Source organism: Pandoraea sp. 64-18, from assembly GCF_001899225.1.
GTDB lineage: Bacteria > Pseudomonadota > Gammaproteobacteria > Burkholderiales > Burkholderiaceae > Pandoraea > Pandoraea cepalis.
In genome coordinates this window covers 197,894-213,162 of record NZ_MKVU01000005.1, presented here as the reverse complement: position 1 = coordinate 213,162, position 15,269 = coordinate 197,894, and the positions used below count along the sequence as shown (strand labels likewise).

Annotated in this window: 14 protein-coding genes and 1 pseudogene; 7 read left to right on the top strand and 8 right to left on the bottom strand. The window is 62.7% G+C overall.

All coding sequences use genetic code 11. The annotated features are described in order from the left end of the window. Window positions 1–33: 33 nt before the first annotated feature. Both BGP02_RS02535 and purT read left to right on the top strand, forming a co-directional pair. On the top strand, window positions 34–744 hold the full coding sequence (locus BGP02_RS02535) for a TetR/AcrR family transcriptional regulator (RefSeq protein ID WP_083902198.1): 711 nt from the start codon (window positions 34–36) through the stop codon (window positions 742–744). Window positions 745–840: 96 nt separating this feature from the next. Further along, window positions 841–2,043, top strand: a complete 1,203-nt coding sequence (purT, locus tag BGP02_RS02530) for a formate-dependent phosphoribosylglycinamide formyltransferase (RefSeq protein WP_017232338.1) — start codon at window positions 841–843, stop codon at window positions 2,041–2,043. A 137-nt stretch (window positions 2,044–2,180) separates the two neighbouring features. On the opposite strand, the gene BGP02_RS02525 is transcribed toward purT, so the two are convergent. Further along, complete coding sequence (locus tag BGP02_RS02525; RefSeq protein ID WP_017232339.1) at window positions 2,181–2,384, bottom strand: cold-shock protein; 204 nt, start codon at window positions 2,382–2,384, stop codon at window positions 2,181–2,183. An 881-nt stretch (window positions 2,385–3,265) separates the two neighbouring features. Between BGP02_RS02525 and BGP02_RS02520 the strand changes: the two genes are divergently transcribed. Continuing rightward, entirely contained in the window at window positions 3,266–4,348 is a 1,083-nt protein-coding gene (locus BGP02_RS02520) for a DUF484 family protein (RefSeq protein ID WP_261938730.1), read from the top strand. A 49-nt stretch (window positions 4,349–4,397) separates the two neighbouring features. Here BGP02_RS02520 and BGP02_RS02515 read toward each other — a convergent pair whose 3' ends face one another. The 6 genes from BGP02_RS02515 to BGP02_RS02490 all read right to left on the bottom strand — a co-directional run bounded on the left by BGP02_RS02515 (window position 4,398) and on the right by BGP02_RS02490 (window position 8,743). Beyond that, window positions 4,398–5,345, bottom strand: a complete 948-nt coding sequence (locus BGP02_RS02515) for an AEC family transporter (protein ID WP_017232342.1) — start codon at window positions 5,343–5,345, stop codon at window positions 4,398–4,400. Between the two features lie 2 nt (window positions 5,346–5,347). Then, on the bottom strand, window positions 5,348–6,109 hold the full coding sequence (locus BGP02_RS02510) for a GntR family transcriptional regulator (RefSeq protein ID WP_286797593.1): 762 nt from the start codon (window positions 6,107–6,109) through the stop codon (window positions 5,348–5,350). A gap of 229 nt (window positions 6,110–6,338) precedes the next feature. Further along, window positions 6,339–6,632: a hypothetical protein gene (locus tag BGP02_RS02505; protein ID WP_017232344.1), complete on the bottom strand. Its 294-nt coding sequence runs from the start codon at window positions 6,630–6,632 to the stop codon at window positions 6,339–6,341. A 392-nt stretch (window positions 6,633–7,024) separates the two neighbouring features. Further along, the gene (locus tag BGP02_RS02500) at window positions 7,025–7,213 is read right to left on the bottom strand and encodes a hypothetical protein (protein ID WP_017232345.1); all 189 of its coding nucleotides are present in this window, start codon (window positions 7,211–7,213) and stop codon (window positions 7,025–7,027) included. Window positions 7,214–7,325: 112 nt separating this feature from the next. Continuing rightward, window positions 7,326–7,532, bottom strand: a complete 207-nt coding sequence (locus tag BGP02_RS02495; RefSeq protein WP_017232346.1) for a hypothetical protein — start codon at window positions 7,530–7,532, stop codon at window positions 7,326–7,328. Between the two features lie 503 nt (window positions 7,533–8,035). Further along, on the bottom strand, window positions 8,036–8,743 hold the full coding sequence (locus BGP02_RS02490; RefSeq protein WP_268567870.1) for a succinate dehydrogenase iron-sulfur subunit: 708 nt from the start codon (window positions 8,741–8,743) through the stop codon (window positions 8,036–8,038). Between the two features lie 154 nt (window positions 8,744–8,897). On the opposite strand from BGP02_RS02490, the pseudogene BGP02_RS02485 reads away from it, so the two are divergent. The 3 genes and pseudogenes from BGP02_RS02485 to BGP02_RS02475 all read left to right on the top strand — a co-directional run. Then, window positions 8,898–9,266, top strand: a pseudogene (locus BGP02_RS02485) (alpha/beta hydrolase-fold protein); the annotation flags it as partial. A 138-nt stretch (window positions 9,267–9,404) separates the two neighbouring features. Then, window positions 9,405–10,391, top strand: coding sequence for an EAL domain-containing protein (locus BGP02_RS02480; protein WP_286797589.1), 987 nt, complete (start codon window positions 9,405–9,407; stop codon window positions 10,389–10,391). Then, window positions 10,297–11,940: a diguanylate cyclase domain-containing protein gene (locus BGP02_RS02475; protein ID WP_261938726.1), complete on the top strand. Its 1,644-nt coding sequence runs from the start codon at window positions 10,297–10,299 to the stop codon at window positions 11,938–11,940. Before BGP02_RS02480 ends, BGP02_RS02475 begins: the two co-directional genes overlap by 95 nt. A 14-nt stretch (window positions 11,941–11,954) precedes the next feature. On the opposite strand, the gene BGP02_RS02470 is transcribed toward BGP02_RS02475, so the two are convergent. Then, window positions 11,955–13,406 (bottom strand): aminotransferase-like domain-containing protein, encoded by a 1,452-nt coding sequence (locus BGP02_RS02470; protein WP_017232351.1) that lies wholly within the window; start codon window positions 13,404–13,406, stop codon window positions 11,955–11,957. A gap of 248 nt (window positions 13,407–13,654) precedes the next feature. Here BGP02_RS02470 and BGP02_RS02465 point away from each other — a divergent pair, with 248 nt between their 5' ends. Next, the gene (locus BGP02_RS02465) at window positions 13,655–15,211 is read left to right on the top strand and encodes an EAL domain-containing protein (protein ID WP_261938724.1); all 1,557 of its coding nucleotides are present in this window, start codon (window positions 13,655–13,657) and stop codon (window positions 15,209–15,211) included. Window positions 15,212–15,269 lie beyond the last annotated feature (58 nt).

Genomic DNA, 15,269 nt, shown 5'->3' with positions numbered 1-15,269 from the left:
TACGTGTCACCACTTTAGTTTTGCGTCCGAGTGATGTCAAATAGCGAAATGGAACAAGGACTCGAATCGAGGGATACCGCGTCGACAGCATCGGCATCGGCACCGGTCGGCACGGACGCGACACCGCCCGGGGCGACGCCCGGACGGCGCTACGGTGGCGTGGGGCAGGCGCAGCGAGAGCAGGCGCGCCGTGCGGCGCTGCTCGACGCCGCCACGGAAGTCTTCGGCACGGTGGGTTTTCGCCGCGCCACGGTGCGCTCGGTCTGCCGTCTGGCCAAGCTCAACGACCGGTACTTTTACGCGGCGTTCGAGAACCTGGAGCAATTGTTGCGCGCGACGTATGCCCATCACGCGCAAACGCTGGTCGACCGGTTGCAGGCCGCCATTGCCGCGAGCGCACCGACCCTCGATGCCCGGCTCGATGCAGGTCTGCATACCTTTTTCGCGTTCTTGCGCCATCCGCCAGCGGCGCGCGTCTTGCTGCTCGAAGTGATGGGCGTGAGTCCGGAGACGGACCAGATCTATCAGCGCTACATCTTCGAATTCGCGAGGCTGATCCTGGGAATGGCCGACGCGCCGCCGCCCCTCGGTGAGGACGCGCAAGCCCAAGCAAGAATCGTGGGCCTGGCGCTAGTGGGCGCCATGACCCACGCCGGCACCGCCTGGGTGCTCATGGGCTACCAGGAGACCGATGCGTGCATGGTCGCAAGCTGCCGTCGCGTGCTGCGTGGCGCGCTGGTTTGATGCCGCGTTGCCGTTCATGCTCGCTACAATACGACTTTCGCGTATGACGCCAAAGGGCGTCGACGCGCCAGATTTCTCACTCTCCAAAGGTCACCCATGACCACTATCGGAACACCGCTGTCGCCGAGCGCGACGAAGGTCATGCTGTTGGGCGCCGGCGAACTCGGCCGTGAAGTGCTGATCGCACTGCAGCGTCTTGGCGTCGAGACGATTGCCGTCGATCGTTATGAAAATGCGCCGGGGCAGCAGGTGGCGCATCACGCGCGCACCATTGCGATGACCGATCCCGAGCAGCTCAAGGCGCTGATCGAAGCCGAGAAGCCGGATCTCGTCGTGCCCGAAATCGAAGCCATCGCCACGCCGATGCTCGAAGCGCTGGAGGCCGACGGTGTCGTTCGCGTCATTCCCACGGCCCGTGCCGCGCGTCTGACGATGGATCGCGAAGGCATTCGCCGTCTGGCGGCCGAGACGCTTGGTTTGCCGACGAGCCCGTATCAATTCTGCGATTCGCTGGCACAACTGCAAGCGGCCATCGATAGCGGGATCGGCTACCCCTGCATTGTCAAGCCGGTGATGAGCAGTTCGGGCAAGGGACAGAGCAAGATCGACGGCCCCGACGACGTGAAGGCGGCGTGGGACTACGCCATGGCCGGTGGCCGCGTGAGTCACGGCCGCATCATCGTCGAAGGCTTCATCGATTTCGACTACGAAATAACGCTGTTGACCGTGCGCGCACGTGGCGCCGACGGCCAGGTCGAAACGCACTTCTGCGCGCCGATCGGCCACAAGCAGGTGAGCGGCGATTATGTCGAGAGCTGGCAGCCGCATCCGATGTCGTCGGTGGCGCTCGAGCGTGCGCGCGTGGTGGCGCGCGAGGTGACGAACAACCTTGGGGGGCAGGGCATCTTCGGTGTCGAACTGTTCGTCAAAGGGGATGAGGTGTGGTTCAGCGAAGTCAGTCCGCGTCCGCACGATACGGGCATGGTCACGATGATTACCCAATGGCAGAACGAGTTCGAACTGCATGCGCGGGCGATTCTCGGCTTGCCGGTCGACACCACGCTGAAGACGCCAGGGGCGAGCGCGGTCATCTATGGTGGCGTGGATGCGGCGGGCATTGTGTTCGACGGCGTCGATCAGGCGCTCCAGGTGCCGCACACCGATATTCGTCTGTTCGGCAAGCCGGAGAGCTTCGTGAAGCGTCGTATGGGGGTGGCGCTGGCGTACGACAACGATCTGGAGGTGGCCCGTCGTCACGCGCTCGAAGCCGCGAGTCGGGTGAAGCCACGCGCGGCGTGATTACGCGGCGCTGACGCGCCGGTCGAGCGAAACGAAAAAACCCCGCGAGAGCGGGGTTTTCAGTTCGGGCGGGCTAGTTTAACCCTGCCCGAGACGCGTCGATCGCGTTAAGCGATCAGCAGCGAAACATCCGTCGCTTAGACCGGCTGGATGTTGCTGGCTTGACGGCCCTTCGGTCCCATCTTCACTTCGAAGGTGACCTTCTGGTTTTCTTGCAACGACTTGAAGCCCTTCGACTGGATTTCCGAGAAGTGAGCGAAGAGATCTTCACCACCTTCGTCCGGCGTAATAAAACCAAAACCCTTGGCGTCGTTGAACCACTTGACGGTACCAGTTGCCATTTCTTAAATCCTTAAAGTTTTCAAATGAGCGAGCCAGAAGCTCAGTGAGCGCATGACATTAAAGCTGATCAGGTACAACCGAGGCGACGCTAGGGCGACATTAGATGAACACAAGACTCGCCATACAACGTTCATGCATTCGTTTTTTTACGGGAAAGGTGGGAAGGTGTCAAGCAGGGAAACATTGGGATTGTTGATCTACGCCAGTTTTCGAAGATTTTTCGCTGCGTTGCGATAGGTATGCATGCGTTCCGGACGACCGGTTTCCCAATATCGGAATCTCATATCCGGACAGTGCGTCCGGCGTATCGGCCCCGTCGGCAGCCACGCGTCGACGACGCAAAGACACGCGCACAAGCCGAATGCGGGCCAATGTCATGTGGCGCGGGCGCAACGCGAGCGGTGGCGGGCGCGTTGCGGGCTCGCGACACCGACTGTCAACGATTTTGCTGATGCACCATGAAGGCGATGGGTTGCCGTCGACTGCGACTTGGCGCGATGGCCGGCCGATCGCCCGGACGACGTCCTGAGCCGCAGCGAGTGTTTTGATGCGCTGCCGCATGACGTTGGGGTGAACTAAGTATTTTCCCTAGGGTGTGGGAGGGCCGCGTGACGGCTCGATTTCACGTCTGGCAAGATTCGATTCTGCTACCCTTCACTCCGGTGGGGGGCGTGCCGTTAACGGCTAATTAATGACAGTCGGATAACCGGCGTCGTCATGGCCTCACCATCGGGTTCGGCGAATGCGTTCAACGTGTGCGTCTCTGCCCGGACCTTGTTTCTCGGCGCGCAGTGCGAGCGCGATACCGGGGCGCTACGGCACGATGCCGGGCGATCACGCTAGGCGGCCGCGAAGTGCCGCGTGTCTTTCGAGACCTTACGTGGCAACCAACCAGGCACCGACGCTCGACTCCTTGCAATCGCTGCTGGCGACGGTCCAGCGCAATGAGCGTTCGCTAAAGCGATTCCAGGATATCGAGTTGGCGCTCATGGGCGCCCCGGACTTCGGCGAGTTTCTGGAAGTGGTGCTCAATCGCCTGCGTCACGATTTCGACCTGTCGGGCGTACGGCTGATGCTCGCCGAGGTCGACGACACCCTGCGCGATCTCATCGATACGGCCGAGGGCATTCGCGCACTCGACGCCGGTCTGTGCATTGCGCAGGATGCCGGCACGTTCGCGGCCGTCTGTGGCGACGGGCAGCTTTGGATCGGTGCGCCGCGCGAGCGCCACGCGCCGCTCTTCGGGGCACGTCCGCCGGCCAGCGCCGTGGTGATGCCCCTGGCGCGCAACGGCCGGTATTTCGGCGTGATCGCGCTGGGTAGCCGCGACGCGCGCCGCTTCGCGCCGGAGATGGCCACCGATTTCATCGAACGTTTCGGCGCGGTCGTCGCGGTGTGTCTCGAGAACATGTGGAATCGCGAGCGTTTGAAGCGTATCGGCCTGACCGATCCGCTCACGGGCTTGTCGAACCGACGCTACTTCGATCAGCGCTTGCGGGAAGAAGTGATCCGGGGGGCGCGTTATGGCGCGCCGCTCGCGTGCCTGCTCATCGACATCGACCATTTCAAGCGCGTCAACGACAGTCATGGTCATGCCACAGGCGACCGGGCCTTGCGGGCGGCCAGCGCGTGCATGCGTGCGCAACTTCGGGTGACGGACACGCTCGCGCGTTATGGCGGGGAAGAGTTTGCCGCGTTGCTCGTGCAGACCGAGCAGAACTGGGCGGGCACGGTCGCCGAGCGAGTGCGTCGGGCCGTGGCAGGGCTGGACGTGCCCGACGACGATGGCGCGCGCGTACCGCTCACGATTTCCATCGGGCTTGCCAGCGTGGATCCGCGCGATGTCTCCGACCGGGACACGCTGCCGATGCGCCTGCTCGGCGCCGCCGATGCGGCGCTCTACGCGGCCAAGCGCGGGGGACGCGACCGCGTGGTCGTGGCACCCGCGGCGAGCCTGGGCTGAAGGGATCGCCGTTCGCGCCTGCCGTCTCGGGGCGTTGCTTTCCGCGCGCTTAACGCACGCTGAACCACCCAATCAGCAGCGACACCGTTACCACGGAGAGCACCGTCGACATCAGAATCGCGCGCGAAGCGACGGTGGCTTCGCGTCCGTACAGTTGCGCGAGCATGAACGGGCCGGTGCCGATGGGCAGCGCCGAGAGCAGCAGGGCACTGTGTGCCCAGATCGCGGGAAGATCGAAGACGCGGAACGCCAGGAACGCCGTGATGGCCGGTTGAAACACCAGCTTGAGTCCGACGAGACGCCCGACCGCCCGCGCCATGCGCGGCGCTCGCGCCGCGCCCGATCGCTGCGCGAGAAACAGGCCGATCGCGACCAATGCGCAGGGACTCGCGGCACCGCCGAGCAATGTCGTGAGGTGCAGCACGGGGGCGGGCAACGCGATACCGGCGCCCGCAAATGCCATGCCGGCGAACGGTGAGACGACAAGCGGATTGCGCACCAGCGCGCGGACTACGAAGCCTGCCGTGCGACGCCAGTTCGGCGTGACTTGCAAATCCGTCTCGATGATCGCGATGGAGATTGCGAAGAGCACGGTGGCGGTAAGCAGCATCGCGACGACGACCGCCGGCACGCTGGCCGGACCGAAGACCACGAGGCACAGCGGCAGTCCCATGAACCCGGCGTTCGGATAGGCGGCGCCCATGCCTTCGATGCTCGCGTCGGTCAGCCGTCCTCGTACCGTGCGATCGAGCAGGAACGACAGCGCGAAGGTCGCCGCCATGCCGCCGCCGAACGCCCCCAGAAACCCCGGATTGACCAGCTCCGCCCACGTAATCTGCGCCATCGACTGGAACAGCACGGCGGGCAGGGCGAGATAGACGACGAAACGGTTGAGGGCGTCGAGGGCGCCCTCGCCGAGCCAGGCCCGGCGGGCGCAGAGATAGCCCACGAAGATCAGCCCGAAGACGGGCAGGGCAGCAGAGATAACGGCTTGCATCGTCAGTGGGTCCCCGCCAGTCGGGCAAGCCACTCGCGTCGCGACTGGCCGCCGTCGGCTTCGGTGTGTTCGCGGGCGGCGGCTTCGGCGCCGATGGCGTCGCCCGCGGCGATGCGCGCGGCGATCTCCCCGTGCTCATGCCAGACGACTTCCTGCATCGGCATCGCGCCGAGCGTTGCCGCCATCGCCCGCATGATGTGCGGCCATTGCGGCGCCACCGTTTGCGCGATCAATGGGTTGCCCGACGCGTCGTGCAGCGCCGTGTGGAAGGCAACCTCCACGCGGACTTGACGCGCCACCGGCGTGCCTCGTGTCATCGCCATGCCGGCGGCGACGGCGTCCTGCAGGCGGCGCAATTCGGCGTCGGTCAGCGTGCCCTGTGCCATGCGCGTGGCCGCCAACCGGGCGGCGAGCCCGTCCAGCGCGGTGCGCACCTGATAGAGCTGGCGAAGATGGTCGGCGTCGATCGGCGCGACCTCGAGCCCTTGGCGCCCACTGTCGCAGACCAGACCGTCTCGCTTGAGCAACTGCAACGCATGGCTGACAGGCTGACGCGACACGCCCAAGGCATCGGCCAACTCGGCCTGCCGGATGCGCTCGCCCGGCGGCAATGTGAGATCGGCGATGGCGTCGCGCAGACGCGAATACACCAGATCGATCAGTACCGGCGTGCTGGTCAGTGGGCCAAGCGGCGCAAGCGCCGCTTGGGGCGCGGACGTCGGATAGGACGCCGGAAAGTCGGCGCTGGCAGCGGGGTTCGACATGGGATTCCGGTGCTTGCCGGTATCGGTGATATATGGAATTCAGAATTCTACGCTTGCAAGCGAACGCCGGGGGACGTTTTTTCGATCACCGGTTAACGTGTGCTGGCGCGAGGAATAAGAGGAAGAGGACGTGGCATGCGGCGGACGCGGGACGGGAAGGGGCGAGCGAGGATCCGGTGACGCAGTCAAGCGGCGATGCCGAGGGGGGCGGCGAAAGACGTGAGGGGTATCAGTCGCTCGGATCGAGTTCGGGGGGCGAGACGGAGGTGGCGCGGGCGGGCGTCTGGAGCAGGGCCTGCATGGTGGTGCGGGTGCGCTGCAGACGTCGGGCGAGGGCCCAGGCGTCGGCTTCGCGTTCGAACAAGCCGACGATCAGATGCGGTTCCGCGGCGAAGCCGTCGGAGAACAGCCCGATATTTTTGGCGATCATCTCACTCGTGCGTTCGACCGAAACGGTGTACTGACGGGGCGAGCGGTACTGATTGATGACCACGGCGAAGGCGCGGGAGAACGCGTCGGACATACGGAAACCTCCTCTGTCGGCGTAGCGCGGTGTCCCGGATGTCGAGCGCTGGAGACTTGGCGCGAAGCGTTGCACTTCCGGTGATTGTAGGCCATGGCGGTGTGCGCGTCGGGAGAAAACGATGCCGGTGCAAACGCGGGGATGCGGGCATCGGCCTCGACATAAAAAAAGCCGCCGAGCGGGTCGGCGGCGCAACAGAGAGGGTGACAGCGCAACCGAAGTTGCCGGAAACCAGCATAGGTGGCCGTGATGACAGCGACGTGACCGACGTCGCGACTAGCACGGCAGGGCCAACGTGCCAACGGGCTGCGGGCGACGGGGCCGACAGGGATAGCTCCGCAAGTCGCTATCCGAAGCCGGATCGCGACTTGCCTGCTCGGGGCGCCCGGTGGCTACACCAATACGGGCAACGCCTCCATGACCAGCAACGCGACGAGGGCGCCGACCACGGCACCGACCGCGCGCAGACTGTAGCGCGTGGCCCGTGTGGTGACGGGAATGCCGCCAACGAGCAATGCACCGGCCACGGCCATCGGCAGGAACAGGGTCAGGTCGTAAAGGTTGAAGTGAAGTGCGGGCATCGTTCTTGTCTCCTCGCCTGAATTTCCCTTCCACTATAGGACGGTTGCGGAGGATGCCCAAGTTTGGTGCGTTGCAGCATGTTGCTGCACGGGAAACGATGCCCTGGCCGCGTCAGTCTTCCTGACGCACCGCGTGCATCTTGCGGCGAGCATTCCACATCGCCATGTCCTTGCGCGTACGTACGCGGTCACTGACGATGACGCCCGGCGGTTGCGCGCGGGCAGCGGAGATACCTACGTCGTCGGCTTCGCTGCGCGCCTGTACCATCATGACGAGCGTAAACAGCGAGGCGGCAAGCGCCAGCAGGATCAGCTTCATTGGGGCCCCGGTAAATCTCTGATGATCTGGTCGGTGTCATGCATCGTCGTCCTTGTCCTGACCAGTCCTTGAAGGGGGACCGTGCCGGCGGTGGTGGCGCGATGCTGCTTTGTGCACTGCTGATGGACTACGTTGCTGCGACTGCCTGGCGGGACGGGGCTCGGTGTGCCTGACGCGGCCTGATCGCCATTCGCGTCTTACATGGCGCGACGCATCATAACCGGCAAATGTGACAAATCTCCCAGCGGGGAACATCTCGCGTCGATCGCGGTGCAACAGATCACCGCACGTCTCCCACGTCCTTTACCGTATAGCGACGTGTGCGGCGCAAAGTTTAGAAATTGTGACAAATTTTTTGAGACGGGGGGTGTTTCTAGTCGAAGGCTGCACGACCTCAAGCGGGTCGGATTGCATGAGCGTCACCGACTTGGCACCGTTCACGCTTGGGCCGGCTGGCCGGTCGCGCGTGGATCAGTTTTCCGAGGGTTCGCGTGGCGTTCGGTTTAAAGGGTCCGGCGCACCAGCATGGATTTGATCTCGCCGATGGCCTTCGCTGGGTTCAATCCCTTAGGGCAAACGTCGGTGCAGTTCAATATCGATCGGCAGCGAAATAGCCGATACGGATCTTCGAGATTGTCGAGCCGTGCGTTCGTGCCTTCATCGCGTGAATCAACGAGGAACCGGTAGGCCTGCAGCAGCCCCGCGGGGCCAACATATTTGTCGGGATTCCACCAGAACGACGGACAGGCGCTCGAGCAACAGGCGCACAGGATGCATTCGTAGAGTCCGTCGAGCGCATCGCGTTCGTCCGGTGACTGGAGGCGCTCGCGTTCGGGGGGAGGCGTATCGTTGATCAGGTACGGCATGATCGAATGGTATTGCTCGAAGAATGCCGTCATGTCCACGATCAGGTCGCGCACGACCGGCAAGCCGGGGAGCGGGCGCAACACCGTATGACGTGGCAAATCGTGAAGATTCGTCGTACAGGCAAGACCGTTCTTGCCGTTGATGTTCATCGCGTCCGACCCGCATACGCCCTCTCGGCACGAGCGCCTGAAACTCAACGTTTCGTCAAGAGCCTTCAGTCGCATCAACACATCGAGCAGCATCCGGTCGGTTGGCGCGATGTCGATCGTGAACGTCTGCATGCGTGGCGCAGAATCGCCGTCCGGATCGTAGCGGAAGATGTCGAATGTTCTGAACTCGGTCATGGAGGCTCCCCCGTCATTTTCTGCGTCAGCATCGCTGATGCATCGGCACTGCTGCGCGCATGGGCCTGGCAGCGGCATGAGCGCATCGCGTCGCGACATACCATGCGCGCTTTGGATATATCTCAATAGGATATAAAAGACCGAGCCAGGCGTGATGACTTGGATCAATCCCGGGCGAAGCCAACATGCGCGAAATTGCCAATCGTCGCACTATCGCATCGACAGCTACATCGTCGACGAACTCTACGGCGTGGTGACGCAATCGTTGCCGATCGACGCGGGACGCATCGGCATCTTCGGCCACTCGATGGGCCGGCATGGTGCCCTGACGCCCGCTCTGCGCAAACCTGATGAATTCCGCCCGGTGTCGGCATTCGCGCCGATCGCCGCACCAACGCGTTGTCCGTGGGGCGAGAAGGCGTTCGCGGGATATCTGGGCGCGGATCGCGAGACGTGGCGTCAGTATGACGCCAGCGAACTGATGGCCAAGGCCGGTCAGGTGGGATTTCCGGGCGGCATCGTGTAAGCAGACAAGCCTGCTCCGGTGAGTTGCCGGCCAGCTTGCCCGGGTACGACATCGGATCTGATACGCATGTTTTGATACGTGACTGCTACTCGTTTTGGGATCGCAGCCAGGTCATAGTTCGCAACTACGATAACCGTGCGAAAAGAACGCCATGCGATTTTTGCAACGCTACACAGCACGAATACGCTGGCTGCGACCTATATATTCGACGAGCATCCCAACGCGGCGGTGACTGTCGTCGTTGCGTCGAGCCTGGCGGGCTTCCTCGCGGCCAGCCTGTTCGCCGCTCACGCCGCCGTCGTTCTGCTTTTCGCACTATCTGCTTGCGACGCGATTGTGTACGTTGGCTATTGCGTTCACCCAAAAGCGAGATTGCGGCGCGCGGTGCGCATCGGTCTTCGCCGTGGTGAGTTCCATGTCGTTTATCAGCCCATTGTGGACATGTGCATGCGACATTGCGTGGGCGTGGAAGCGCTGCTCCGGTGGGGCCATCCAAAGTTCGGCGCCGCGGGGCCGGGGCAGTTCATTGGGAAGCTCGAAGGCTCGCGGCTGCTCGGCGCGTTGACCCGTTTCGTGCTGCGCGAGGCGACTAACGCACTGAGCCAGCCGCCGTTCCCCCAGCACTGGCATATATCGGTCAACGTCTGCGCGCGGCATCTGATGAAGGACGGCTTTGTCGAGGATGTCTGCGAGTCCGCCGGTCCGATGCTGGAGCGCCTCATTTTGGAACTCACCGAGCGCAGTTGCGTCGAGCGTACGCCGCGGGTTGTCACGGCCCTTGGCCACTTAAGGCAACGCGCCGTACACCTGTCACTCGACGATTTCGGTACAGGCGTCACCAATTTTGACTTGCTCGCGGACTTCCGGTTCGATTACGTGAAAGTAGACCGGCGTTTTCTAGCCATGCGTGGCGATGCGCGCATCCAGTTTCTGAAGTCGGTCGCTGCAACGGAACGTCGTATTCCATGTGGCGACTTACTATGGCCGGACGCTCCAATGCGAGGAACCGTTTGTCGTCAGGGATACATTGTCCGATGCGGAGCTTGCGCAGGGGCCACTGGCAACCCACCACTTTGGAATCCGTTTTTTCGCAGGCATTGCGCTGCGTCTACCGTGCGGTAAACCCATCGGTATGCTATGTGTGATGCACTCGATGCCGCGGCGTTTCACGCGCCAACAGCGTCAGATGCTGGCAGACCTGGGGCAAATGCTCGAGCACGAAATTGGCCTGCGCAAGCTGGACAGCGCTGATCGCTTGCAGGTGCTTCGGGCGATCGACCGGCTTCAGACCCAGCACACGCTTTACGTCGAGACGTTCCATCGGACTCCAGTCGCTATCGCACATATCGGAAGGGACTGGGAGTGGCGACACATGAATGATGCCTGCGTGAAATTCTTCGCGCACTCGCGCGCTCCGCTGACGAAAACGAACATACGCGATCTGCTGGATGCGAGCGACCGGACCAGGTTTGAGCAGGCCGTGCAGTCCCTGGATATTCGTAGCCGGGGGGGCGAGGTCCTGACACTCGACGTAACGTTCAGGTTGCGCAACAAGCAAAGAAAGCCAGCGCGAGTGCAGGTGGCACGGAGGCAGACGACGTCGGCCCGCGACGGCGGCTGGCTGTTTGTCATTCATGATACCCAGGCGGAGCAACAGGAAAAAGCCGCGCGCGATGCGCGGGAGGCTGCGTTGCATCGGGGAGCCCATGAGGCCTCGGAAGGTCTGCGCAAGGCGCATGAGCAACTGACGAGCGCCGAGCGACAATTGGGAGCCACGCGCGTGGATTTGCGCGCTATCGCTGACAATCTGCCGGCGCTGGTCGCGTACGTCGACGGTGAGCGACGTTATCGGTTCGCCAACTCAACCTATCGCGAGTGGCTGGGGTTGGACCCCGAGGAGATCGTGGGACGGCTCACCCACGAGGTTCTCGACGCTGATTTTTTTGCTGCCATCGAGCCGTACGTCCAGCGCGTGCTCAGCGGCGAAAGGGTCGAGTACGAGGTTGGAGCGACGCTTAACGGGAGCCAACGTGTCCTGCGTGGTGTGATGGTGCCGCGTCGTGTCCATGATCAGGCGGATGATGGGTACTGCCTGCTGGTGCAGGATGTGACTGAGCGAAGGGCGTTGCTCGATCGCCTGCGGCACCAGGCATTCCACGACGCGCTGACCGGCCTGCCGAACAGACGCTCGTTCTTCGAGAGGCTCGATGAGGCGTGCGCAGCAGGCAGCGACGGTGTGGCGGCCATCATGTTTATCGACCTGGACGGCTTCAAGGCTGTCAACGATACCTACGGGCATCAGTGCGGCGACGAAGTCCTGGTTGAAACCGCGCGCCGGATAAGCCGCTGCGTGCGTGGCGGGGATCTGGTTGCGCGGCACGCCGGGGATGAGTTCACCGTGCTGCTGGCCGGCCCTGCCATCGATCACGCTGCACTGGAGAGAATTGCACGGGCGATCCTGCTGACACTGAGCCAGCCCATAACGTTTGGGGCGAAGGTCGTCAGGTTATCAGCCAGTATCGGCATGCTACTGCGCGGCCAGGCAGCGTCGTTAAGTGGCGAAGCCCTGTTACGTGCGGCGGATGCCGCGATGTATCGTGCGAAAGTCGCAGGCAAGGCGCGTATTGTCGTGCATGAGATTCACGATTCACCGGCCGGCGTGCCGGGTTGAGATCGACGTCCGTATCATGCCGGCCGAACCGGACCGGCAAGCCTGGCGCCGCAACGCGATTCATCAGCGCACAGGGCACCTAGTGTCGCAACCGCATTCTCGAGCCGCGCTGACCATGGGTATCCATAGTTCAGTCGTACACGGTGCCGGAAGGCGCCGTCCGCTGAGAAGATAGGTCCGGGCGCGACGCTGATGCCACTGCTGAGCGCAGCCTGGAAGAACTGTATCGAGTCTACGTGGTCCGGAAGCGTTACCCAGGTGAAATAACCGCCGTCGGACTTGGTGGCTAGGGTATCGGCCGGGAAGTACCGGCTGATCGCGTCAAGCATCTGCGATTGCTGATGGGCCAACTCGCGACGTAGTTTTTTAAGAAATCGTTCGTAGCCGCCGTGCTCCAGATAGTCGGCGATTGCGCGCTGGGCCGGCATGCTGGCCGATAGCGTGGTCATCCATTTCGCACGTTCCAGCCTGCCCGCGAACCTTCCGGCTGCCGCCCAGCCGATACGATATCCGGGGGCAAGGCACTTCGAAAACGATCCACAATGGATGACAAGACCTTTCCGGTCAAAGAATTTGGCCGGACGCACCGGGTCCGGGCCAAAATGCAGTTCGTGGTAGACGTCATCCTCAATGAGCGGCACGTCGTGTTTGGCGAGCAGATCAACCAGCGCCTGCTTTCTGGAATCGACCAGCGTCACTCCGGTCGGATTGTGGAACGAGGTCATGAACCAGCAGGCCCGAACCGGATGCTGCTGCAGCGCCCGCGCTAGCGCATCCAGATCATGACCCTTCACCGGGTCGACGGGAATCTCCACTACGTTCAGCCTCAAACGCTCGATAGCCTGCAGCGCTGCGTAAAACGTCGGCTTTTCGATCACGATCACATCGCCTGGCGCGGCCAGCAACTGGGCGCTGAGCGTCAGGGCTTCGAGTGCACCGCTCGTAATGACGATCTCATCGACAGGCACCGTCATCCCCGACATCAGGTAACGCAACGAAATCTGCTGGCGCAATCCTTCAAACCCCGGCGGCAGGCCGTCAACCATGCTGGCCAGGTGCGTTGAGCGATTGACAGTCGCGCATGACTTTCCGACACGTGCCATTGGAAGCAACGTAGGGCTCAGAAACGCTGAACCCAATGGGACAGTCTCGGGCTGCCTGATCGTCTCGAGTACCTCAAAGACAAGGTCGCTGATATTGACGGTCTTCGGATCGGCACCCGGCGAGGTCCGGGGCCTTTGCCGCGGTAATGCTCCGGTAGTCGGCGACACGAAATAGCCTGAGCGCGGGCGCGCCTTGATCACGCCCCTGTCTTCGAGCAGGTAGTAGGCGCGAAATACCGTCGCGGGGCTCACGTCCCATGCCTTGCAAGCCGAGCGAACCGAAGGAATACGCGCGCCGGGTGGCAGATCACCGCGCTTGATGAGCTCACTGATTTGTTCGGCTAACCGCTCGTACCGTTTCAACGGGTGCTCCTTACGGAAAACACGATTTCGGGCATCGGACCGGCCCCGCCAGCACACACGCCTAACCTCGGAAGATAGCCACTTCTCAATCTGATACGGCCATTCTTTCGCAATCTGCTTCTATTGCGGACGCACACACGCTGGCAAAGTGCGGCCCAGACAGGCTCCACTGCCTTCGAAGTTTCGCCGACGCGAAGCGGTCCGATCCATAACGATTTTTCAAGCCGAATTCTTTTAGTGATAGACCAATGGCATTTGGGTTCCCTGTATCAAAAATCAGGCGCAGCGCGTTCGTCGCGCTCGGTCGTGCCTCGGAACAAGGGTTGACAGTCATCCTGGTCATCTGCGCAGGCACCACACTTGCTCTTGCAGATCCGGCCGACACCCGCTCTAGTCGCATTCATACGCTTGAACATAACGACTGGCAACCATTGACGGACAGGCTCGCCGACCCACCCGCGCCCCCGATTCGCTTTGGCGCACCCTGCGCGTCCATTGTACGGTTGCCCGTTGTTCCCGCAGCCCTTGTCGGCCCGGTCGCCGGCCCGGTGCCTGTGCTAACGAATACCTGCGATTCGCTGAAGGATGCGCGTGAAGTTGTCATTGGAACTACTGCTGTAAGGGCCCATGCAGAGGCGAACCTTGCGACGCTGCTCAGCGACGTGCGGTGGCAAATCAGCGGCCAGGCAGCGGCAGAACGAAATGGCCTTCTAGCCTCTGACGCGCTGGTGGGTAGCACGTCGCGGGCCGACCTGGCGAAGCAATCGCCGGAACCGCCGACAATGCCGGTCTCGGACTGCTCATTGGGTGCGGATTGTGAAACCCGGGCGAACTCGCCTTGGATCGAGGCCGACACGCTCGCCCCGGCGCGGCCGTCGGCAAGCGCAGCGACACAGCGCGCCTCAGCATGGACCCTATCGGGCTTTGTATTGTGGCCGATCCTGGTGGCGGTGCTGGTCGTCGTTGTCGGCTGGGCCCTCAAGCGGTGGTTTCGCTACGACAAGTCGCTCCTGCGTGCTGCGCGTGCAGGGCTACGTCGCGGCGAATTCCACCTTGAGTACCAACCGGTCGTTGGCGTGAGGCGGGCCAGGTGCGTGGGCGTCGACGCCCTGTTGCGTTGGGACAACCAGAAGTACGGCGCGCTGGGCCCGGCTCACTATATGGACGTCATCGAGAAGAGTAGTTTGATCGGACCGGTGACACGTTTTGTCCTGTCGCGCGCCGCCCAGGAGTTGCGGGAAATCGGTGCTCCAAAATCGCTCTACCTCGGCGTTACAGCGCCCGCGTCTTACTTGGTAAGTTCTGCGTTCCTCGCGCACCTTGGCGACGTTGGTTCCCTCGGTCTTCCCCCGTTGATGCTAAAGATCGGGGCGGGCAGCGCGAGGAAGTTCAAAAACCGACTCATCCCGATGATGGCGCGGGCGCGTGAAATAGGCGTGCGTTTTGCCCTGTCGGTCGCGCGGCCTGCTGACGTTGAACCTGAACTGCCGGCAGCGATGACCTTTGAGATGGTAAAGATTGACAGGCGCGTGCTGGGAATGAATCCCGATGAGCGATCCCGACACATCGGTACTTTGACGCGCATGGGCCATGAGATGGGCGCCGTGGTCGTGGTCGAAGGCATTGAGAACTCGGCGCATCACAACGTCGCACGCGCGAACCGTGTCGAGTATGGTCAAGGGTTTTTCTACAGCCGTGCGCTCGGCGCCAGCCGGCTGAAGGTACTTTTCGAGACCGCCAGCGCCGCGTCCAAAAAGCCGGCTGGCGCCGCAACCGCGCTCAGTTGGCGGGGTCGGAATTTCTGAACGACGCGTTCCACCCTCAACCGGGGCAGAGCGGAATAGCTCCATTTGGTTGGCATAA